The organism is Pseudomonas sp. KD5 (assembly GCF_012932895.1).
Lineage (GTDB): Bacteria > Pseudomonadota > Gammaproteobacteria > Pseudomonadales > Pseudomonadaceae > Aquipseudomonas.
On record NZ_JDWJ01000004.1, the window covers coordinates 402,854 to 424,641 of the forward strand.

14 protein-coding genes and 1 pseudogene are annotated in these 21,788 nt (G+C 57.7%); 13 read left to right on the plus strand and 2 right to left on the minus strand.

Translation table 11 applies throughout. The features are described 5' to 3' along the window. Positions 1-365: 365 nt before the first annotated feature. The 8 genes from AF70_RS11635 to AF70_RS11670 all read left to right on the plus strand — a co-directional run bounded on the left by AF70_RS11635 (position 366) and on the right by AF70_RS11670 (position 14,292). Positions 366-2,093 carry a ShlB/FhaC/HecB family hemolysin secretion/activation protein gene (locus AF70_RS11635; protein ID WP_371929196.1) on the plus strand — a complete coding sequence of 576 codons (1,728 nt, stop codon included), beginning with the start codon at positions 366-368 and terminating at the stop codon, positions 2,091-2,093. A gap of 31 nt (positions 2,094-2,124) precedes the next feature. Next, the gene (locus AF70_RS11640) at positions 2,125-10,395 is read left to right on the plus strand and encodes a DUF637 domain-containing protein (RefSeq protein ID WP_028941018.1); all 8,271 of its coding nucleotides are present in this window, start codon (positions 2,125-2,127) and stop codon (positions 10,393-10,395) included. Beyond that, positions 10,392-10,739, plus strand: coding sequence for a hypothetical protein (locus tag AF70_RS11645; protein WP_155954664.1), 348 nt, complete (start codon positions 10,392-10,394; stop codon positions 10,737-10,739). Before AF70_RS11640 ends, AF70_RS11645 begins: the two co-directional genes overlap by 4 nt. Positions 10,740-11,305: 566 nt before the next feature. Further along, positions 11,306-11,542 (plus strand): hypothetical protein, encoded by a 237-nt coding sequence (locus AF70_RS11650; protein ID WP_019582810.1) that lies wholly within the window; start codon positions 11,306-11,308, stop codon positions 11,540-11,542. A gap of 148 nt (positions 11,543-11,690) precedes the next feature. Then, the gene (locus tag AF70_RS11655) at positions 11,691-11,873 is read left to right on the plus strand and encodes a hypothetical protein (protein ID WP_019582809.1); all 183 of its coding nucleotides are present in this window, start codon (positions 11,691-11,693) and stop codon (positions 11,871-11,873) included. A 152-nt stretch (positions 11,874-12,025) separates the two neighbouring features. After that, positions 12,026-12,490 carry a hypothetical protein gene (locus AF70_RS11660; RefSeq protein ID WP_019582808.1) on the plus strand — a complete coding sequence of 155 codons (465 nt, stop codon included), beginning with the start codon at positions 12,026-12,028 and terminating at the stop codon, positions 12,488-12,490. Positions 12,491-12,847: 357 nt separating this feature from the next. Further along, positions 12,848-13,321 carry a competence protein ComJ gene (comJ, locus tag AF70_RS11665; protein WP_019582807.1) on the plus strand — a complete coding sequence of 158 codons (474 nt, stop codon included), beginning with the start codon at positions 12,848-12,850 and terminating at the stop codon, positions 13,319-13,321. A 611-nt stretch (positions 13,322-13,932) separates the two neighbouring features. Beyond that, positions 13,933-14,292 carry a DUF6124 family protein gene (locus AF70_RS11670; RefSeq protein ID WP_028941017.1) on the plus strand — a complete coding sequence of 120 codons (360 nt, stop codon included), beginning with the start codon at positions 13,933-13,935 and terminating at the stop codon, positions 14,290-14,292. A 271-nt stretch (positions 14,293-14,563) separates the two neighbouring features. Here AF70_RS11670 and ppnN read toward each other — a convergent pair whose 3' ends face one another. Further along, on the minus strand, positions 14,564-15,937 hold the full coding sequence (gene ppnN / locus AF70_RS11675) for a nucleotide 5'-monophosphate nucleosidase PpnN (RefSeq protein ID WP_018928007.1): 1,374 nt from the start codon (positions 15,935-15,937) through the stop codon (positions 14,564-14,566). Between the two features lie 228 nt (positions 15,938-16,165). Here ppnN and AF70_RS11680 point away from each other — a divergent pair, with 228 nt between their 5' ends. Further along, positions 16,166-16,693: a DUF3087 domain-containing protein gene (locus AF70_RS11680; RefSeq protein ID WP_028941016.1), complete on the plus strand. Its 528-nt coding sequence runs from the start codon at positions 16,166-16,168 to the stop codon at positions 16,691-16,693. A 6-nt stretch (positions 16,694-16,699) separates the two neighbouring features. Here AF70_RS11680 and AF70_RS11685 read toward each other — a convergent pair whose 3' ends face one another. Further along, positions 16,700-17,689 (minus strand): LysR family transcriptional regulator, encoded by a 990-nt coding sequence (locus AF70_RS11685; RefSeq protein WP_169342477.1) that lies wholly within the window; start codon positions 17,687-17,689, stop codon positions 16,700-16,702. A gap of 84 nt (positions 17,690-17,773) precedes the next feature. Between AF70_RS11685 and AF70_RS11690 the strand changes: the two genes are divergently transcribed. From AF70_RS11690 to AF70_RS11705, 4 genes and pseudogenes are all read left to right on the plus strand, one after another. After that, positions 17,774-18,943 carry a M20 aminoacylase family protein gene (locus AF70_RS11690; protein WP_028941014.1) on the plus strand — a complete coding sequence of 390 codons (1,170 nt, stop codon included), beginning with the start codon at positions 17,774-17,776 and terminating at the stop codon, positions 18,941-18,943. Positions 18,944-19,033: 90 nt separating this feature from the next. Then, a complete protein-coding gene (locus AF70_RS11695; RefSeq protein ID WP_371929202.1) occupies positions 19,034-19,813 on the plus strand; it encodes an ABC transporter substrate-binding protein in 780 nt (259 codons plus the stop codon). A 135-nt stretch (positions 19,814-19,948) separates the two neighbouring features. Next, a pseudogene (locus tag AF70_RS11700) lies at positions 19,949-20,044 on the plus strand (histidine/lysine/arginine/ornithine ABC transporter ATP-binding protein); the annotation flags it as partial. A 165-nt stretch (positions 20,045-20,209) separates the two neighbouring features. After that, positions 20,210-21,787 carry a sensor domain-containing diguanylate cyclase gene (locus AF70_RS11705; protein ID WP_028941012.1) on the plus strand — a complete coding sequence of 526 codons (1,578 nt, stop codon included), beginning with the start codon at positions 20,210-20,212 and terminating at the stop codon, positions 21,785-21,787. The last annotated feature ends 1 nt before the right edge of the window (position 21,788 follow it).

The window sequence follows — 21,788 nt, forward strand, 5'->3', positions numbered from 1 at the left end:
GGCTTTTGGGCCTTGTCGCGAGCAGGTTCGCTTGCACCTGTTTGATCTGCGATGTTCGTAAAAAATCGGTTCACAGCAGCCCCCTCGCCACCCATGTGCAATGCAAGGGCTTTGGTGCTTATCCCGTCCAATCTTGAATGACTGCACCGAAGACGCCATCGAGCCCGTCGCGTCGTTCAGTGGCTCTGACGCAGCTGATAATAATTTTCCTGTCGGCTGAATCTTTCAAAATGTGTGCGGTCTGTTTCACGCCAATGATGGCTGTTGTCACTTGGCCAGTATTTCTGACATCAATTTCAGGGTGACTACGACCCTTCCTCTGCGGGCATCAATCTGCGCCCTCAGCACTTATGACATGGAGCGTTATGTTTATCTCCCCACGGATGTGGCCGGTGCTGTGCGCGCTATTGTTTGGCATCGGTACGCAGAGCAATGCCTATGGCGCCAGCCTGCCAACGCCGGGCGACCAGGACTTGATCCGCGATCGCCAGAACCGCCTGATTGAAGAACAGCAGCGTCGACTGGAAGAACTCAAGGAACTGCCGGGCAAGCCAACAGTGCCCGCAACACCGGCCGCCCCGGTGGATACACGTTGCTTTCCGATCAAAGACATCGAACTCAAGGGCGCCGACAGTCTGTCCGCTGCCGACCGCGAGCGCTTGCTCAAGCCTTATATCGGTCAATGCCTGGGCGTCTCGCAACTCAACGAATTGCTGAAGGTCATCACCGACCATTACATCGGCAAGGGCATGATCACCAGCCGCGCTTACTTGCCGCAGCAAGACCTCTCCAGCGGCCACTTAAGTGTGTTTGTAGTCGAGGGCAAACTCGAGGGTTTGAAGGGGGCTGACGACAGCCATATCTCCGATCGGGAACTGTCCATGACCTTCCCCGGTAAAACGGGTGAATTGCTCAATCTGCGTGAAATAGAACAACTGGTGGATCAGTTGAACCGCTTGCCCTCCAATCAGGCGCAAATGGAACTGACCCCCGGCGTTCAGGTCGGCGGCAGTAGCGTGCTGGTCAAGAACACCCCACAGAAGCCTTGGCGTGCCAGCCTGTCGCGTAACAACGACGGTCAGAAAAGCACCGGTGAACAGCAGTGGGGAGCAGGCCTGGAGTGGGACAGCCCGCTGGGGCTGGCCGACCAGTTGATGTTGCGCGGCGGCCATGACGCGGTGAGCGATCACCAGAAAACCTCGAAAAACGCCATGCTCTATTACAACGTGCCTTGGGGCTGGTGGAACTTCAGTTATACCTACAGCCAGAGCGAATACCGCTCCCAGGCCCAAGGCAATGGTTTCAACTTCAGCCAGAGCGGCGACAGCGAGAGTCATCAATTGCGCGCCGAGCGCCTCGTCCATCGCGATGCGGTGAGCAAAACCTCGATCAATGCCGGCTTCTCCCACCTGCGCACCAACAACTACATCGAAGACAGCCGCCTGGATAACAGCAGCCAGCGGATTACCGAAGCCCAGCTGGGTATCAACCACGGTCGGCGTATCGGCCATTCGTTCGTCAACCTGGACCTGGGCATGCAGCAGGGCATCGGCGCGCTGGATGCGCAAGGCAACGACCAGCGTCGTGATGCGGCCGGCAACCTTACCGCCAACGCACGCTATCGAAAGTACACCGCCACGGCCAGTTACCTGTTGCCGTTCAACTGGCTGGGCGAGTCCTTCACGTTCAGCAGCCTCGCCACGGGCCAGCGCAGTGAAGACGTGCTGTTCAGCCCGCAACGCATCAGCCTGGGTGGCAGCTCATCGGTGCGTGGCTACAAAGACCAGTTTTTATCCGGGGACAGCGGCGGCTACTGGCGCAACGAACTGCGCTGGACCCGCCCGGTGACCGTCGATTGGCTACGCCCGGTCCTGAGCGAGTACGGCACCAGTGTCGGCTATGACCAAGGCGTGATCAGCAATGACCGATACAACGGCGAAGTGCATGGCCGAATGTCCAGCAACTCTCTGGAGATCTTCGCCCGTGGCAAGTACCTCGCCACTCGCGTGACCTTCGCCCACTCGCTGGAACGCCCCACCGTGCTCACCGAGCGCGAGGCGCCGATCTATTTCCAGGTCGACCTGTTTCTCTAACTAATTTGTCGTTGCGTCGGGATTTTTGAATATGGACGTTCACCAGTTTGCCTTTCTGTCCCGCCAGCCTTCGGCTGCCGTGGCCCCTCGCACGCACTTCCTGGGCATGCCCAAACGCTGGCTGGCATTGCTGCTGGCGAACGTCATGTTCTGGCAGCCGATCTGGGCCCAAGCCGAGGGCATCGCCGTCAGCGGCGGTACTCAGACCAGCCTGGGGCAGGCCGGCAACGGCGTACCGGTGATCAACATTGCCGCGCCCAACGGCGCCGGGCTTTCGCACAACCAGTTCAAGGATTACAACGTCGGTCAACAGGGCGTGATCCTCAACAACGCGACAAACGCGGTGCAGAACACCCAGTTGGGTGGCCACATTCTGGGCAACAGCCAGCTCGGTGGACGGGCAGCCGGCACCATCCTCAACGAAGTCAACGGCGGTAGTCCCAGCCAGCTCAACGGCTATACCGAAGTGGCAGGCCAGTCAGCGCGGGTCATCATTGCCAACCCTTACGGCGTGAGCTGTAACGGTTGCGGCTTTATCAACACGCCGCGCGTGACCCTCAGCACCGGCAAGCCTGTACTCGACGGCAGCGGCAAGCTTGATCACTTCGAGGTGGATGGCGGCAGCATCACCATCGATGGCATGGGGCTTGATGCGGCCAACATTGATCAATTCGACCTGATTACCCGTTCGGCGAAGATCAACGCAGACATCCATGCCCGGCAATTGAATGTCATCACCGGTGCCAACAACGTCAACGCCGACAGCCTGGCCACCACGCCTCGCGCGGCCCGTGATGCCGACAAGCCTCAACTGGCAATCGATGCGGCGGCGCTGGGCGGGATGTATGCCAATACCATCAAGCTGGTGGGTACCGAGCAGGGTGTCGGGGTCAAGCTGGCGGGCAACATGGCTGCCAGTGCCGGCGATATTCAAATCGATGCCGGCGGCCATCTGAGCATGGCGCAGACATCGGCCCAAGGTGCCTTGCGGGTCAACGCGCAAAGTGTCGAGATGACCGGCAAGGCTTACGCCGACAGTGTCGATGTGCGCACGCCCGGCGAGCTGGTCAACCGGCAGAGCCTGGCCGCACGCAACCGCATCGACATCAATGCCGACAAACTCAGTAACTCCGGCGTGATTGCCGCGGGCATTGAAGCCGATAACAGCCGCAACACCACGGGTGACCTGAGCATCACCAGCCCCTCGGTGACCAACAGCGGCAGCCTCGAAGCCAGTCGCTCGTTGAGTATCCGTGCGAGCAAAGACCTGACCAATCAGGGCGTGGTTCAGGGCGCGGCGGTCGATCTGACCAGCGCCCGGGTGACCAACCAGGGCACCGCCGCGCGAATCGTCGGTGACCGCTCGCTGGTGCTCAATGCGCCGGCCATCGTCAACCTGGCAGGGGTGATCGGTTTTGGCGCGGGGCAGGCGGCGTCCTTGCAACTCGACAGCCTGGACAACCGCGAAGGCTTGATCCAGGTGCTGGGCGGAAGCCTGACAATCACCGCTCGCCAGCTGGATAACCGTAATGGGCAAATCGACGCTGGCGACCTCATTGTCGATACCGCCACGCTGGATAATCGCTCTGGCCTGCTGTCTGCCAGCGCCGGCAATGCGCAGGTGAACATCCGCGGCAGGTTCGACAACACTTCGGGCACTCTTCAGGCGCAAAACAAACTGTCAGTCACGGGCCAGGAGGTCATCAACCAGGGCGGCAGGCTACTGGCGGTCAAAGGTGACCTCGATCTGAAAGCTTCGAGCCTCAATAACCAGCTCGGCAGCGTGCTGGGGTCCAAGGTCAGCATTCGCGCGCCGGGTGGCCAGGTTGACAACCGCGGCGGGAAAATCGTCGGCGAGCGCATTGATCTGAACGCCTCGGGGCTCGACAACCGCAACGCAGGGCTGCTGGCGGCAGGCGCCCAGGGCATGAGCCTGATTTTCGATCCGGCGGCCATCAAGGCGCAGCTGCTCAATAACAAAGGGCGCATTCAGAGCGACGGCGGCCTTTTGCTGCAAGGTGGCTGGCTGGACAACAGCGCCGGCACGGTGCTCGGTAAAACCATCGAGGTTGATGCTCAACGCCTGGTCAACAACGGCGGCATGCTCCTCGCCGACGCAGGGCTTGCCAGCCTGAAGCTCGGCAAGGGCAGCATCGACAACCTTGGCGGTGCGATCCAGGGCAACACCGTCGAGGTGACCGCCGGCAATCTCGATAACCGCCGCGACGGCACCAAGGCCGGCATGATCGCCAGCCTGAAGGGCGAACTGAAGCTGACCGTCGATTCGCTGATCAACCAGGGTGGCCTGATCGAATCCAATAGCTGGCTGACACTTCAGGGCGATACGCTGGATAACAGCGCTTCGGGGCGGATCCGTGCGCTGGGCAACAAGGCCAGTACGCTTCGCGCCTCGCCAGACGACATCAGCACCGTCGACTTCAACGGCGCCGTCAATAACCGCAACGGCACCATTGAGGTGGGTAATACGTCGTTCAGTTTCGAATCTCGCTCGCTGGATAACCGAGGCGGGACCCTCGAACACGCCAACTCCGGGTTGTTTACCCTGCACCTCGATAGCCTGACCGGGGCCGGTGGCAAGATCATCGGCCTGGGCAGTGGCGACTGGAACTTTGGCGCGGTGGATGGGCTGGGTCGTGCACAGCTCGACGAGGCGCTGACGTACACCAGCGATTCGCTGACGCTGCGGTCCGGCGATCGCCTGGCCAGCAGCACCGCTCTGGTGCTCAACCTTGAAAGCCTGAACAACGGCGGCGAGTTGCTCAGCGACGGCGACCTCACGCTGAACCTTACGGGCGATCTGTTCAACAGCGGTCGGTTATCCGCACAAAAGAAACTCGGCATCACCGCCCATGACATCAGCCAGGACGGCGGACGCATGGGCGCGGGCACCGACATACGCCTCAACCTGAGCGGTACGCTGGATAACCTCGGTTACCTGACTGCACGCCAGAACCTGCGCATCGACGCGGCGCAAATCGACAACCGCGGCACACTGGGTGCCCAAGGCAAGGTCAACCTCACCGCCACCGGCGGCATCACCAACGGTGCCGATGCATTGCTGTTCAGCGGTGGTGACATGACCCTGCGCGCCAGTAGCCTGCTCAACCGGTATGGCGACCTCTACAGCGTCGGCAACCTGAGCTTCGCCGGTATCGGTGACAGTCAGGCGCAAAGCTTGCGCAACCTCTCCGGGACGATTGAAAGCGAAGGCAACATCAGCCTTTATGCCGCCTCGCTGGAAAACGCCAAGGCCGAATTCGAACTGAGCCAGGAGCGGGTGAGCGGCACCTTGAACTGGGTGTGCGGCCAACACTGCGGCGGTCATGACTCCTTCAAACGCGGCCAGATCACCATCGGCCAAACGTTCATCGAGCGCGCCACCAAGGACTCTGCTTCGGCGCGTCTGGTTGCCGGCAAAGACCTCAACATCCAGGCCTCAAGCGTGCAGAACCGCTACAGCCTGCTGGCCGCCAACAACAACCTGACCATCATTGCCGATGACCTGCTCAATCAGGGCGCGTCCACCCGCACCGGGCAGAGCACCATCAAGATCGGTACGCCGGGGCGCATTTCCACCGGCTACTGGGACCAGATGGAGTACGTCGACATCCCGGCCTTCAACGCGGCCGTGGCCGCCGGCAACTACGACGACGCCCGCTTCGAGCTGCTGAAATCTCGCTCCAGTGACAGCCGCTTCCAGGAGCAAAGCAACGTCACCGTCTGGACCGACAATCTTCAGCCGACCTACGCCGCGACGATTCAGGCCGGCGGCACCGTCAACCTGAACGTCACGCGTACCGTGCAAAACGGAACGCTGCACCAGAACACGCTTGAACAACTGACCGGCACGCTGGGCGATGACCAGACCGGCGTCGGGGTCGGCGGGATCGATATCAACCTCAACCCGCAGGTGAGCGATGCCGGCGCTGTGACCAGCAAGCGTATCGCGACGGACAGCAGCGTACAGAGCGTCTTTAAACCGGTGGATTACAGCGGCATCCCGTTCATCTCCGTGGACCCTACGTCCGGGCCCACCTTCCAGCTGCCCAACGGCGAGTACGGGATGTTCATCAAGAACCCCGATCCGACCAGTCACTACATGATCGAAACCAACCCGAACCTCACGAACCTGTCGCGGTTCTTTGGTTCGGACTACCTGCTCAAACAGTTGAACGTCAACGCCGACGGCAATTGGCGCCGACTCGGTGATGGCCTGTACGAGCAGCGCCTGATTCGCGACGCGGTGCTGGCGCAGACTGGCCAGCGTTTTCTCGCCAGCGGCTTGACCAGCGATTATGAGCAATACCGTTACTTGATGGACAACGCCCTCGCCAGCAAGGACGCGCTGCGTCTAAGCCTTGGCGTCTCGTTGACGGGCGAGCAAGTCAGCGCGCTGACCCATGACATCGTCTGGATGGAAAATCGCATCGTCGACGGGCAAAAAGTCCTCGTGCCAGTGCTGTACCTGGCCCAGACCTCCACCCGCAACGTACGTGGCAGCAGCCTGGTCCAGGGCCGTGACCTGAACCTGTTCACCGGCGGCGATCTGATCAACGTCGGCACACTGCGCGCCAGCAACAACCTCAACATCCAAAGCGCCGGCAGCGTCTATCAGGGCGGGCTGGTCGAGGCCGGCAACGACCTGCAAATGCTGGCGCAAGACAGCATTCGCAACGCCATGGCCGGCGAGATCCGCGCCAGCCAGGTCAGCCTTGTTGCGCTCAGGGGCGACATCATCAACGACCGCACCGCGATCCGGGTTCGCGACGGCGCCGGCATGCGCACCCTGACCGACGCGGGCAGCAGCATCAGCGCCCGGGAAAACCTGGCCGTTGTGGCCGGCCGCGACCTGACCAGCCACGGCGCAATAAGCAGTGGCGGCAACGCGACCCTGACGGCGGGCCGGGACATCAACCTGGCGGCTAAAACCGATACCAGCGAGAAGCATGAATTCAGCGACGGCGGCCACAAATCGAGCATCACCACCGACGTGAAGAACCTCGCCGCGACCGTTACTGTCGGCGGCAACCTGACCGTGGATGCGGGCCGCGACGTCAATGTCATTGCCAGCCAAGTCAAGGCCGGGAACAACCTGAACATCAAGGCCGGCCAAGACTTCAACGTGACCTCTGCTGACGACATTCACAACGTCGAGAGCAAAACCAAGGACGGCAAAAAACGCATCACCGAAGAAAACGACCGCACCACCCAGGTCGCCAGCATCCTAAGCGCGGGCAATAACTTCAACGCCCAGGCGGCTCGCGACACCAACCTCATCGCCAGCAAGATCATCGCCGGCAACGAAGCGTATCTGTACAGCGGCAACAAGCTGAACCTGCTGGCGGCGCAGAACAGCACGCACACGCTGTATGACATGAAGGAGAAGGGGAACTGGGGGGCGAAGAAGGCTCAGCGCGATGAGGTGACGCAGATCACCCATGTGGGTACCGAAATCAACACCGGCGGCAATCTCACCCTCGCCAGTGCCGGTGATCAGCGCTACCAGGTTGCCAAGCTCAACAGTGGCAAAGACCTGATCCTTGAAAGTGGCGGCGCCATCACGTTTGAGGGGGTCAAGGACTACCACGACGAAAGCCACACCAAGAGCAAGAGCGACCTGGCCTGGACCAGCTCCAAGGGCAAGGGCAATACCGATGAAACGTTGCGTCAGAGCACGCTGGTTGCCCAGGGTGCCTTGGCCGTTCGGGCTGTCGATGGGCTGAAAATCGACATCAAACAGATCAATCAAAACACCGTCAGCCAGACCATCGATGCGATGGTCAAGGCTGACCCGCAACTGGCCTGGATCAAGGAAGCGGAAAAACGCGGCGACGTGGACTGGCGCCAGGTGAAGGAGGTGCATGACTCCTTCAAGTACAGCCACTCCAGCCTGGGCCAGGGCGCGATGCTGGCGATCATCATCGTCGTGACGATCCTCACCGCAGGTGCGGCCAGTGGCCTGGCGGGCGCGGCGGCGGGGGCTCAGGCTGGCACTGCCTCCGCGATGGCGGCGGCGACGACGGCCGAGGCCGTGGCCGCCGGGGCGACCTATGTTGGGGCAGGCTGGGGTAACGTCATTGCGACGGCGGCGATGACGTCCATGGCCAGTACGGGTGCTGTCAGCGTAATCAACAACAAGGGCAATCTGGGCGCGGCTGTTAAAGATACGTTCAGCAGCGACAGCCTGAAAAATGCTGCCATTTCCGGGATGGTCGCAGGGTTTACCACCGGCGTGATCGACCCGAAATTGGGCGGGACAACCAAGCCTTACAACAGCATCACCAAGGGTTTCGACTTATCCACCCTTGAGGGCATAGGTGGTTTCGCCGTGCATGCCGGCGCACAAGGCGTTACCTCGGGCGTGGTCAAAACCGCGGTCAACGGTGGCAGCCTGGGCGACAACCTGGTCGATGAACTTGTGACCCAGGCCGGGACCGTTGCCGCGGCGGTGGGGTTCAGCCAGGTCGGCAGCTTCGCCCAAAAAGAGTACCTCAAAGCTGCGGCCAATAAAGACTCGGTCGGCATGGCACTGTGGGCCGAGGGTGGCGCCGGAAGAACCGCGCTGCACGCCATGATGGGTGGCGCGATGTCCTCAGCCACGGGCGGCGACTTCGCGACCGGTGCGGTGGCCGCCGGTGCCAGCCAGGCCATGGCTGGCGCCTTGAATGATGTCTTCAGCAAGCAGCCGGAATATCGCGAGGCCGCCGCACAAATCGTCGGCCTGACCGCCGCCGGTCTTGCTGGTAAAGACGTTGAGAAAGCGGCCTGGGTTTCGCTGATGGCCGATCAGTACAACCGCCAACTTCATCCAGACGAAATTCCGCTTCTGAAGAAACAGGCTGACAGTCTGGCGAAGGAAGCCGGACTCAGCCCTGCAGAAGCGGAAAGACGCCTGGCCAAAGCGCTGGTTTATTACACCGACAAAGATTGGAACGGCGTGCTGAGTGGCCAAGGTGCCGCGCCCGATGCCCTGACGGTGAAGCATTTGGGCATCGCGCTGGCACCGCTGGGCGCCACGTACGCACCCGCAGCAGCGACGGATATTCCGGCAACCGGTCCCGAGAAAACCTACACCCCCACCGAAACCGCCGCGTTAATCGCCAACTACAGCAGCACCCATGCGGCGCAGTACGCGGACAACTCTATCAACGTCGTCAACCTGCAGGGCTTCTACGCGGGTGATCTCAGTGGTGAATACGCCAACTTCTACCGCAAGAACCTGGCTGTCAGCCCGGGCCTGACAGATTGGGGCACGGTAACCGGCAGCGCCCAAGGCACGGGAAAGGCATTGTCCGAGGCGGCGGGTTCGGCGTGGGCCTTGCTGAGCAACCCGGTGCAAGGCAGCGAACAAATCGCCAATGGCCTGGTCGGGCTGACCAAACATCCGCTGGACTCGTTGATGAGCAGCGTCGAGGCGAGCCAAACCAAAGCGGCGTTGGCAAGCCTGTACGACATGCAGGGCAACACCGCCGCCAGCGCCGCGATCCGTGCGCAAAGCGATGTTGAATTTGCATTGAACTTCCTTCCGGTGAACCGGGTTAAGACGCTGGCCAAGTTGGGGGCGGAGAGTGCGGTCGTTAAAGCCGCTGACAATGTTGTACTTCCAGCGGGTTATCGTGAGGGTAGTTCAGCAGGAGCGGCATTTAACGAGACGGGGGTTCTGCCGGATGGCTATCGTCGGGTCGTTAATACCAGGACCGGTAATACTGAAGTCGTCGGCTCTGATGGTGTCTTTTATTACGAAACCGCCGAGGGTGGACTGAGGCCGAAGGCTGGGGGTAATCTGGCGGAGTTGGTGGCGGCTGAGGCGAAGATTGCGGGAGCAAAAGGGGAAATAGTTGGCGCTCTAGACCCTGTCCAAGCAGCACGCCAACGTCAGGCTGCTATGCTTGAAGAAAATCAAGGTTTCAATGCGAGCCCCATTGGTTGGGATAGCTATCCGACCATTGGTCGTAACGGAACTTATATAACTGATAGAGAGGCAATTTCTAGTATTACCGGGCCGCTGAATATAGGAGGAGAGACGGTGATAACTAGGTCGCAGGCAACTCAGCTTGAGCAGGCAATGGGGTTGCAACCGGGTTCTATGGGTAATGGATTCAAGGTGCGCCAAGTGGATGGAATTACAGAAATGTCTCCGAATAGCCCTCTGCAGGGAAATGAATACTTTCAAGGTGCAGGTCAGCATCTTCCAGGAGGTGGCCCGGAGATGGTTATTGAATCAATTCCGACGATTGATTCAGCGAAAGTGAAAACCATTACTACGGTGATAGTGAAATGAGTTCTGTGAAATCTATTACGAAAGCCTTTGTTTCTGAAGGAGCGTTATCGGAAATAGTAGTAAAGGTAATAGATGATAGTGTGGTTGAGCTACTAGTAGGCCTTGGGTTTGTCGTAGTGCCAGACAAAGAACAAAAAACACTATCATTAATTGCTCCCGATCAAGACTTTAAGATAAGGCTATTCGCAAAATTACGAGATGAGGGAGTTTGCTTTTCCGGTGGTCCAGATTGGTGTCCCGCCGACGTGTTTGAGTTTTTAAGAGATCAAAAAATGCTGACTGGGTTTTATCGAAAGATAGTATGGGGTGGACCTAAAAATCCAAAAATAATAGAAAATTGTTAGCTGTAAAATATTTAAAGTTCAGTTGGTGCAAAAGGAACCACTGCAACAAGTGAGGCAGCAAATGTTAATGCTCAAGCTGCTTTAAGGGCAAAGCTTTCAGGGTTGCAGAAAGCACAACAGACAGCCGCTGTCACGAGGACACTCCCTGATGGGCGAATTCGTTATTACACACAGGAAGTACCTGCTCGAACTGAAGGCACTACTCGTGGCGCATCGTTTGCCACGGAAGGGGAATAGGGGACAGACCACGATTTTTTTGATGGTAAGCAAAAGCGTGGTCTGTCCCCTAATGCTTTTAATAAGGAGGGTCTGACAGAGTCCGCTAGAGCCCTGACAAAACATGCATCTGGGCAGCGCTCAACCGGAACATTCCCTAAGCTTTCAGGTGGGATTGAAAAGCAAAACGCTACCGCTCAAGGAATTGTTAATGAAATTCTCAAACATCCTGACGCAACCTATAAAAATTTTAGTCGGGGTGGGCTAGAGGTGAGAGCGCCGGATGGTAGAGGGCTACGGTTCAACAGTGATGGCACATTCTCTGGCTTCTTAGATCCGAAGGTGCAGCTATGAAACTTGACAGCAATCCTGACTTTGAGATTTTGGGATTCAGCGATAGTCGCTATGAGAAGTTGACTATTGAAATTCAATATAAGGGAGAGTCGGTGGCTCAAATTAATCAGGACCAAGGAGTGGATAAGTTAGAGCTTGAGGTGTTTGCTGACTTGAATAACTCAGTTCTAAAGATTCCGCTGGCTGGTTTCTTGGAGTCAATGATTTTGGCGAAGAGGTCAATCGAGGGGTAGTGGCAATATTTTGATCTGGTCGGTGCCCTAGTTAGTTGGTGCAAAAGGCTTAACCCCTGATCGTACTCCATTTAACGAGCAGAACTTTACGCTTAATGGTGGGGCGCAGTTTGTTGAAATCCGCGCGCCATATTTTTTGTATGATCTCATGGAGTTTGATGGTGAGATTTTTAAAATCTACCAAATCATCGGAAGCGTACCTTATTGGGAACATAGTGATGATGAGGAGTATGCACTGTATGGCATAGCTGTTCGTCGCGGGATGAAGCCTTACGATATGCCTTTGTCGGTAGATGAGGCGCTGGAGAAGTTAGATGCAGCCCTACTATAGAGCAAGAGTTTCGTCAGGCTTTTGGTTTTATTGAGTTGTAGTTTTCGGGAAAGGGGACAGACGGGAAAGGGGACGGATTTGTTTGTTTGCTTCGGGCGTAGTGGTCAGAAAATAAATCTCTCACCTTGTTTCTAGATTGGAGTAATTGACTAATGGTGACGTGGGCTGAATTTATCGATGCTCTCGGCAAGAGTGAAAGTGAGTGTGTTCGTCAGTTTTTCAGTAGGTTTTCGGAGACTCCAATTATTTTGGAAGCTCCAGATGCTTATAACGATCCCTTAGGGAAGACTCGATTCTATAAATTTATGAAGCTAGGATTGGAGTTTGGCTTTCGCGCTGAGAAGTTGAATCATGTTCATTTTTTTGTGCAAAAGCATGAGGGTTATTCCGCTTACAGGGGTGAAATACTTAGCCAGTCGGCACAAAAATGGACCGATAGAAGAATTTCGGATGAGCTAGGCCCGGCAACGAAGAGAGTGGAAGGGAAAAAGGATCCGCTAATTGGTTATATAAGTCCTTGGGTGAAATATAGCTACAATGGTTATGATTTAAGTTTAGAGTTTGATGGTTTTGGTGGGTTGTGGAAAGTTGCTTTGATGAGATCTGGTGTAGTGTGAGTGTTTTAGTGTTCTAGGGCGGGAAAAGGGGGCGGGTTTATTTGTTTGCTTCGGGCGTAGTGGTCAGAAAATAAATCTGTCCCCTTTGTTTCTCCCTTTGTTTCTGGAGTTTGTATAAGGTTGAGTTTACTATAAAATCAGGTGTCGGAATACGTGGGAATAGGGGACAGACCACGATTTTTTTGATGGTAAGCAAAAGCGTGGTCTGTCCCCTAATGCTTATGTTTAAGGAAGGTGGGGCGGGAGCGAGTGTTAGACCTATAAGTCCGAAGGATAATATGGGGCTGGTGCATGCATAGGGAGTGCATGTCGCGGGTTGTCTGATGGAGAGAAAGTCAGGATTAAGGTGGTGGACTGATGGCTAAGTTTGAAGTGAATGTATATTTATCGTACTCACAATTTTGCGTATTCCTAAGCTCGCTTGATCAGCCGTATAACGATTGGAGCGATCGAAGCTATACGCAAGGATTTTCTTGGAGAGTAGGTAGTGCTTCTTTTAGAGCGTTGGTTGATGAGGGTGATCATAAGATTGATCTCTTTATTAATGAGGAAGTGCCAAAGCTGAGTGCAGATGTGGTGCGGGCTTTCAAAGTGCCATTCACGGTAAATAATCGCAATATTGAAGTCGGTAGTATCTCGGATGTTTTGTCTTTGGAGTTGGTCGACGGAGATTACGCTCTTCAGGTTGAGTTCGTTAGTCCTCATGCAAATGGGCTATATGAGATAAAAATTCGATTGAATAAAGGTCGTTGTGACTTTGAGATATTGAAGGCGGATGCGGAAATAAATGAGCAAGGTGATTTTGATATTAACGCTACGCCCGCGTCATGAGACTTGATGGGACATAGGGGGTAGACCACGATTCTTTTTTGATGGGTGAGCAAAAACGTGGGAAAGGGGACGCCGGCCAGATGTTTGCTTCGGGCGTAGTGGTCAGAAAATAAATCTGTCCCCTTTGTTTTCCTTTGTTTTCTGCTCCCACAGTGATCGCTGTCGTTCACAAATCCTTTGGTCAAAGCAGACACCTGTGGGAGCGGGCTTGCCCGCGATGAGGCCGGTACAGCCATCACAAGGCTGGGTATCAGACCGCTAAACAAGCATTGTTTAAACGACACTTCCAGATACTCACTCAGGCTACACAGCCTTGCGCCGCTGCCTACGACTACGCCAGAATCCGCCGGCTTGTGCGCCTTGAGGCCGGGCTCTATCGTTTCCGGGTCGCTGACCAATCAGCGATCGGATTTGACCGTCCGAACAAATCAAGGCGCGCCAGCGTCCAAGACCTTTTCAGGCATTGCCTGAAATATCGTGTCGCGGTGGCTGTGCGTGGGACACTTCGGTGTGCCGGATTCCTTGATGTCCGGTCGGTCAACCCGCGTACAGCTGCCACCTTGTTCGTTTGACCGCGAACGGCGGTAGCTTCACTCATCAAGGAGCTTCACATGTTCAAACCAACACCGAATCCACCAGAAACCGATCCAACATCCCCCTACGAATCCCTCGATTCCAAAAAACTCCACGAAGCCGCCGACCGCGCCCTCGACCACTACCTCAAACCACCCATCCCCAAAGCCACCAAGCGCAAACCCAGCACCATTTACCATGTGGGTACGAAGGTCGATAACGAAACCCTGCTGGTCAACGCCTGCGAGTCCCTGGCGTCAGCGAGCATGATGCTCAGTGAGTTCGCCGGACTGATGGACATGCCACATCGCAATGTGATGTTGGGGATTCAATCGGTGGTCATGCTTGGGGAGTTGGCGGTGAACCGGGTGCTGGATAATTTCGATCCACAAGACTAGCTAGGATCTTTGGCAAAAGGGGCTTGTTGTGGCGAGGGGGCTTGCCCCCGTTCGGCGGCGCAGCCGTCGCAAAACCGGTATATGCGGTGTATCTGAAAACATGCAGCTGCAGGTTTTGGGGGCGCTTCGCAACCCAACGGGGGCAAGCCCCCTCGCCACAATGGGTTCCTGACTGAGCCCCTTAAATGCAAGAAACCCCGCATCACGCGGGGTTTCTTGTTTCCGGTGGTTTAAACGGCAACTCAAGCCCGCTTCCACAGGGTTTTGCGTATCAAGCCACTACTTGGTAACACGGCACATACGCCGCGCCGCCCGGCAGTTTCATCCGGTGCTGGGCGACGAAGGCTTTGAGCAAGTGGTCCAGCGGCTGCAAGACCTCGGCATCACCGCGAATCTGGTACGGCCCGTGTTCTTCGATAAGGCGGATGCCCTTGTCCTTGACGTTGCCGGCGACGATGCCGGAGAACGCGCGGCGCAGGTTGGCGGCCAGTTCGTGGGGCGGCAGGTTGCGGCTCAGTTGCAGGTTGGCCATGTTGGCGTGGGTCGGGTCGAACGGGCGCTGGAAGCCTTCGTCGATCTTCAGTAGCCAGTTGAAATGGAACGCGTCGTTGCGCTCACGGCGGAACTGTTTGACCGCTTTGAGGCCCTGAGTCATCTGCCGCGCTACTTCGGCCGGGTCGTCGATGATGATCTCGTAGTGCTGCTGCGCTTCTTCACCGAGGGTTGCGCCGACGAAGGCGTGCAGTTGCTCCAGATACGGCGCGGCGCTTTTCGGCCCGGTAAGGACCACCGGGAACGGCAGGTCCTGGTTGTCCGGGTGCATCAGGATGCCGAGCAGGTACAGGAATTCCTCGGCCGTGCCCGCGCCACCCGGGAAAATGATGATGCCGTGGCCAACCCGCACGAACGCTTCCAGGCGTTTCTCGATGTCCGGCAGGATCACCAGTTCGTTGACGATCGGGTTCGGTGCTTCGGCGGCGATGATCCCCGGCTCGGTCAAGCCGAGGTAACGGCCGCCGTGGATGCGTTGCTTGGCATGGGCGATGGTCGCGCCTTTCATCGGGCCTTTCATCACGCCAGGGCCACAACCGGTGCAGATGTCCAGGCTGCGCAGGCCGAGTTCGTGGCCGACTTTCTTGGTGTATTTGTATTCTTCGGTGTTGATCGAGTGGCCGCCCCAGCACACCACGATTTTCGGCTCGACGCCGGGGCGCAGGGTGCGGGCGTTGCGCAGCAGGTGAAAGACGTAGTCGCTGATGCCCTGGGAGGTGCTCAGGTCGATGCTCAAGGCGTCGAGTTCGTTTTCGGTGTAGACGATGTCGCGCAGGGCGCTAAAGAGCATTTCACGGGTGCTGGCAATCATTTCGCCATCGACGAAAGCGTCGGCGGGGGCATTCAGCAGTTCCAGGCGTACGCCACGGTCTTGCTGGTGAATGCGGATTTCGAAGTCTTTATAGGCTTCCAGAATGGTCTTGGCGTTATCGACATGGGCGCCGGTATTGAGGATGGCCAGGGCGCACTGGCGGAAGAGGGTATAGGTGATGCCGGATGAGGCTTCGCTCAGTTGCTGTACTTCACGCTGGGAGAGCGTTTCCAGGCTGCCTTTAGGGCTGACCGAGGCGTTGATTACATGTCGTTGGGTCATTCAATGATCCTTAAAACGATGTCACCCGCCAGCAACGGCGCATGGCATCCGAATAGTGTGTATCCATGATGAAGATGGCACGAACTGCGCTGTATCGCCATGCTCCCGTTTGACGATGAAAAGATGAAAAGGAGCTCCAGCATAGCTAAATCCTTCGGGGAGGCGATAATGCCTCGCAGTCTTTTTGTCACAGCGCCTTTTACCATCGATGCAAGGAACCCCGTCGCGATGTTCGAAATCCAGCCAATGAATGCCGAAACCTATCGACGCCAGACGCGGCGCAGCACGGTGATCATCGCCCTGATGTTCCTGGCGCTGGCGATGGTGCTGTCGACGGCGGCGGTGACGTTGTTCGGTGAACCCGGCGGCGATAATCTGCGGTTCAACGTGGGCGGTGTGTTTGCCGCGTTGTTGCTGACGGTGGCGCTGATTCGCGGCAAGTTCTGGAGCCAGGAGTGGATGGCGCCAGCGGTCTATGGTTGGCAGCTCAAGCGCAGCCTGATGAGCGTCACCAACGTCATGCACCAGGTGACGGCGGCGGTGGAGCAGGGCGACCCTGCCGCCATGAAGCTGCTGCGCTTTTATCACTTGGGGCTGAGCCAGATGCACCAGTTGGACGGCAACTCCAGCGACCAAAGTCAGCTGACCCGAGAGATGGATCAACACGCGGCGCGGATGCAAGCACTGGGCATCGATACTGAGCAGACGCAATTGAATCCGGCCTGGCTTGAGGCATTGAAACAGACGCGCGCCTGATCCCTCTCAAACCCGCAGGTGCAGCGTTTCAAAGAGTTGTCGGTCTTCCTTTTTGGCCGAGCGGGCATGACGCCGAATGACCTGCAACAGGCAATCGGTAAAGCACAGTGCCGGATTGCTCAGCGCACCATTGCGGCGTGTCACGATGCCCAACTGCCTGGGTTCGAATTGTTCGGTCAGCCCCAGGGAAACCACTCGGCCGAGAAAGGGCGGGGCGATACTCACAATGGAGGGGCCCCAGGTGCACATGTCGGCCCGCTCGACCATCATCTGCAGGATCGCCAGTGAATGGGCGCGGACGATTCGGCTCTCATCAATTTGTGCTCCGTGTTTCCAGAACAACTCCTGCATCAGCCCATCGTGACCGTCCGGTGCATAGTTCAAGGTCCAGTTCTGCTCCAGCAGCTCATGGATCGATCGAGCATTCTGTTGTGCATGGCCCTGGCGGACCAACACCGACGTTTGGTAATCGAGCAGGGTTTGGCAGGCAAATTCCTGGGTTGATTGCGTCGGGTGAAGCTGGCCGATCGCAAAATCCATGCTGCCATCGCGCAGCAGCGGCTGGGCCACGGCCATCAGGCTTTCGAACAATTCCAGCCGGATTTCCGGCATTCGCTCCCGAAAGGCCAGTACCACTTCGGGCAAGAAGGTCAAGGCAATCCATGGCGTGATCCCGACACAGAGCCGCCCCTGAGCCTTGCCTCGCAGGTGATCGAGCTCTGTCTGCGCATGTTCGAGTTGCTTGATCACGAGCCGGGCGTGAGTCAGCAACACTTTGCCGTACTCGGTGAAGTTCAGACCGTTGGGCGTTCGGGTGAACAGCGGCAACTGCTGGCTGGTTTCCAGTTCGCGAAGTGCTTTGGTTACCGCGGCCTGGGACATATCCAGCGAGCGAGCGGCCGCGCGGATGCTGCCGGTTTCGGCGCTGGCGATCAGTGCTTGTAGTTGATGCAGTTTCATATGCTCACCATGACGACAACCAATGGTTGTCATCATAACCAAACTGCGTCTCCCCAGCCCGGATTCCGTTCCCTAAGATCGACCCCAACAGCCGCCCAGACCTATCGAGGGAATACAACAATGAACGCCGGCCCTGTCTTGCCTGGTATTGCAGCGATCCAGGATGAAATGATCGCTTTGCGGCACAGCATTCACGCGCACCCCGAGTTGGGCTTCGAGGAATTCGCCACCAGTGAGCGGGTTGCTCAGTGTTTGACGCAGTGGGGGTTTGAGGTCAGCACCGGTGTGGGCCGGACCGGAGTTGTCGCCACCCTGAAAAATGGTGAGGGGCGCTCCGTTGGCTTGCGCGCCGACATGGATGCACTGCCGATTCAGGAAACCACCGGCCTGCCGTATGCCAGCCGGATTGACGGTGTGATGCATGCCTGCGGCCACGATGGGCATACCGCAACCCTGTTGGCGGCCGCTCGATACCTGGCACAAACCCGGGCGTTCAACGGCACATTGCATCTGATTTTCCAGCCGGCCGAAGAAGGGCTGGGCGGTGCCAGGAAAATGCTTGAAGACGGCCTGCTCGAACGGTTCCCGTGTGATGCGGTGTTTGCCATGCACAACGTACCGGGTTATCCCGTCGGGCATCTGGGGTTTTACAGCGGCCCGTTCATGGCGTCTGCCGATACGGTGACGATCAAAATCATCGGCCACGGCGGCCACGGCGCGGTGCCGCACAAGGCCATCGACCCGGTGGTGGTGTGCGCCTCGATCGTGATTGCCTTGCAAAGCATCGTGTCGCGCAACGTCAATCCGCAGGACATGGCAATTATCACGGTGGGTTCCATACATGCCGGAAGCGCTTCGAATGTCATTCCCGTGTTCGCCGAAATGAGTCTGAGCGTGCGAGCGTTGACCCCTGAAGTTCGCCGGCTACTCGAGCTCAGAATTACCGAGCTGGTCGAGGGCCAGGCCGCCAGTTTCGGCGCACAGGCCCATATCGACTATCAGCATTGTCATCCGGTGTTGATCAATGATCCCGAGCAGACAGCGTTCGCCCGTCAGGTCGCGCAGGACTGGCTGGGCGAAGGACAAATGATTGACGATCTGCGCCCCTTCACCGCCAGTGAGGACTTCGCTTTCATCCTGGAAAAGTGCCCGGGCAGCTATCTGGTGATCGGCAATGGCCAGGGCGACAACGGCTGTCTGCTGCACAACCCCGGCTATGACTTCAATGATGCCTGCCTGCCGATCGGGGCGAGTTATTGGGTGAAGCTGGTCGAGGGTTTTCTGCGTTGAGCGGCGGAGTTTTCAAGCGCTGCGGCTGTACAAAAAGCTGTCGGTAACCTGGCTCGGCGAGCCCCTAGAGGAAAAATAACAATGAATAAAATGATCGCGGCTGTATCACTGGTGTTGTTCACGGCATCCGGCCTGGCCGGAGCGGCCGACTGGTCCGGCAAAGTGTTGAGGCTGGGCGTCGACCCGACCTACCCACCGCTGGAATACAAGAACCAGGATGGCACGCTGACCGGCTTCGGGGTCGACATCGCCGAGGCGCTTTGCGCCGAGTTGCATGCTCGCTGCGTCTGGGTTGAAAGCAGCTGGGACGGCATGATCCCGGCCCTGCTGGCGCGCAAGTTCGACGCGGTGGCTTCGTCGATGACCATTACGCCCAAGCGCCTGGAGCAGATTGCGTTTACCGACAAGGTGTCCAATGCGCCGGCGCGTTTGGTGGTCAGGCGTGGATCGGGCTTGCTGCCCTCCCTGGAGTCGCTCAAGGGCAAGCGTATTGGCGTGGAGCAGGGGTCGACCCAGGAGGCTTATGCCAAAGCTGTCTGGGGTTCGAAGGGCGTAGATATTCTCTCCTATCAGAATCAGGACCAGGTGTACGCCGACCTGGTAGTGGGGCGACTCGATGCCTCGCTGCAGGGCGAGATCCAGGCCAGTTACGGGTTTCTGAACACTGCGCGGGGCAAGGACTATGAATTTGCGGGTGCCACCCTGGATGACCCCGGTTTTTTCGGCGTCGGTGATGGCATCGGCTTGCGCAAGAGTGATGTCGAGCTGCGCGAAGACTTGAACAAAGCGCTGGCGACGATTCTGGCCAACGGCACTTACGAACGGATCAACAAAAAGTACTTCGATTTCGACGTCTACGGCGCGAAATGACGCCTCTCGATACCTGAAACAGGGCGGCCGTCCGGGCTGCTCAGTTTGACCATCCTCTTCATTAATAAAAACACGGAGAGCGAAATGCTTCTGGAAGGCTTTGGCCCGAAAATCCTGCTGGGCACCCTGGCCGCCAAGGGACGGGTGGAGGAACAGGGAGCACCGAGCCGTGTGCTGGAGCAGCCTCGGAGCGAGCGGTTGAAGCAGTTTCTGGCGGGAAGCCTTAAGTAACGGGTGCTATCATCCTCGCTGATCCGGCGGATGATTTCGATGAGCCTTTTCGTGCAAATCACCCATCGTATCGGGTTGTAAAGGTTTGAGCGCCGGTCACGGCTGGCTGGCGCTAAAAGGGCGAACGGGAAAATTCGCCATGTCATAAGGGATTCAGGGAGCGTCATGGGGCATCCGTCCGTCAAAGATCGTATTGAACACACCCGGTTCGCCACGCCTTGGGTGCCCGAGCCGGTTGAGACAACGCTCAAGGTTCGATACGCGGTTTCTCTGCTGATTGCGGTGTGCCTGTCCTTGATGGCCATTGTGATCGGGGAAAGCTGGAACTCGCGTCAGTACCATCTGCGTGACAGCGAAGTGGCAATGTCCAACCTGGCGCAAACCCTGGCATCGCAGGCGCACGCATCGATCAAGCAAGCCGACACGCTACTGTTCTCCCTGGTGGACCGCCTCGAAATCGATGGCATGCAACCGGAAAAATTTCCCCGACTGCAACGTTTGCTCCAGGCTCAGCGCAGTGAGTTGGTACAGATCCATGGGCTGTTCGTGTTCGATGAAGAAGGACGCTGGCTCGCCAACGCCATTAACGTCATACCGCCCAATGCCAATAATTCCGACCGTGAATATTTCATCTACCACCGTGATCATCCCGACCGCGGCCCTCATATCGGTCCGTCGATAAAAAGTCGCTCGACCGGTGAGTGGATCATGACCGTGTCACGCCGGATCAATCACCCTGATGGCCGGTTTGCCGGCGTGGTGGTGGCTTCGATCTACCTCAAGCATTTCCTGGATTTGTACAACAGCATCGACATGGGCAATAACGGCGTGATCAACCTGATCTCCGATGACGCCACCATCGTCGTTCGGCGCCCGTTCAACGAAGCCGATATCGGCACCAGTGTTGCCAAAGGGCCGCTGTTTACCCAGCTGTTGCCCAAGGGCGATTCCGGTACGGCAACGGTCAGGTCCTTTGTCGACGGGGTGATGCGGGTCGTGGGGTTTCGACGGGTCGAGGGGTATCCGCTTGTCGTCTTTGCCGGGCTCGACAAGGATGAAGTCCTGGCCAGTTGGCGGCAGGAATCAATATTCAGTGCGGGCATCGTCCTGTTGCTGCTGGGGTTTCTGGGGGCTCTCGGTTATCGCCTGATCCGCCTCATGAAGCAGCAGAATCATATTCAGAACAATCTGTTGGAGACTCAGGACAAACTCATTGAGGTCAACCGCAGCCTGGAGTTGCTGGCGCTGGAGGATGCACTGACCGGGCTTTCCAACCGGCGTCAATTCGACCTGTTCATTCTCGCGGAAATGGGCCGTGCCAGGCGTAGCCAGACCCATCTTGCGCTGTTGATGATCGATGTCGACCACTTCAAGAGCTTCAATGATCACTACGGTCATTTGGCGGGCGATGAGTGTTTGCGCAAAATCAGCACGATCATCACCGAAAACATCAAGCGCCCCGGCGATCTCGCGGCTCGCTTCGGTGGTGAGGAGTTTACGGTGGTGCTGCCCGGTACCGACTACGTGGGGGCGTTTCTGGTAGCGGAAAACATCCGCCGTGCGGTTCAGCAGGCCGGCATCGAACACGTTGGGGGCGTGGAAGGCGTGGTCACAGTCAGCGTGGGTGTCTGCGCCTACGACCCGGCCTCGCAAGCCCAGCCCGACGACATTGTCGGCGCCGCGGACAAGGCGCTGTATGTGGCCAAGGCCAGTGGCCGGAACATGAGTGTTATCGCCAACTGAG

Bases quoted from the DNA above. Each gene is read 5' to 3' on its own strand.
- ppnN (WP_018928007.1), bottom strand. From the start codon at position 15,937: ATGACCCAACGACATGTAATCAACGCCTCGGTCAGCCCTAAAGGCAGC.
- AF70_RS11670 (WP_028941017.1), top strand. From the start codon at position 13,933: ATGTTCAAACCAACACCGAATCCACCAGAAACCGATCCAACATCCCCC.
- AF70_RS11680 (WP_028941016.1), top strand. From the start codon at position 16,166: ATGTTCGAAATCCAGCCAATGAATGCCGAAACCTATCGACGCCAGACG.
- AF70_RS11705 (WP_028941012.1), top strand. From the start codon at position 20,210: ATGGGGCATCCGTCCGTCAAAGATCGTATTGAACACACCCGGTTCGCC.
- AF70_RS11650 (WP_019582810.1), top strand. From the start codon at position 11,306: ATGAAACTTGACAGCAATCCTGACTTTGAGATTTTGGGATTCAGCGAT.
- comJ (WP_019582807.1), top strand. From the start codon at position 12,848: ATGGCTAAGTTTGAAGTGAATGTATATTTATCGTACTCACAATTTTGC.
- AF70_RS11685 (WP_169342477.1), bottom strand. From the start codon at position 17,689: ATGATGACAACCATTGGTTGTCGTCATGGTGAGCATATGAAACTGCAT.
- AF70_RS11690 (WP_028941014.1), top strand. From the start codon at position 17,774: ATGAACGCCGGCCCTGTCTTGCCTGGTATTGCAGCGATCCAGGATGAA.
- AF70_RS11635 (WP_371929196.1), top strand. From the start codon at position 366: ATGTTTATCTCCCCACGGATGTGGCCGGTGCTGTGCGCGCTATTGTTT.
- AF70_RS11695 (WP_371929202.1), top strand. From the start codon at position 19,034: ATGATCGCGGCTGTATCACTGGTGTTGTTCACGGCATCCGGCCTGGCC.
- AF70_RS11640 (WP_028941018.1), top strand. From the start codon at position 2,125: ATGGACGTTCACCAGTTTGCCTTTCTGTCCCGCCAGCCTTCGGCTGCC.
- AF70_RS11655 (WP_019582809.1), top strand. From the start codon at position 11,691: ATGGAGTTTGATGGTGAGATTTTTAAAATCTACCAAATCATCGGAAGC.
- AF70_RS11645 (WP_155954664.1), top strand. From the start codon at position 10,392: ATGAGTTCTGTGAAATCTATTACGAAAGCCTTTGTTTCTGAAGGAGCG.
- AF70_RS11660 (WP_019582808.1), top strand. From the start codon at position 12,026: ATGGTGACGTGGGCTGAATTTATCGATGCTCTCGGCAAGAGTGAAAGT.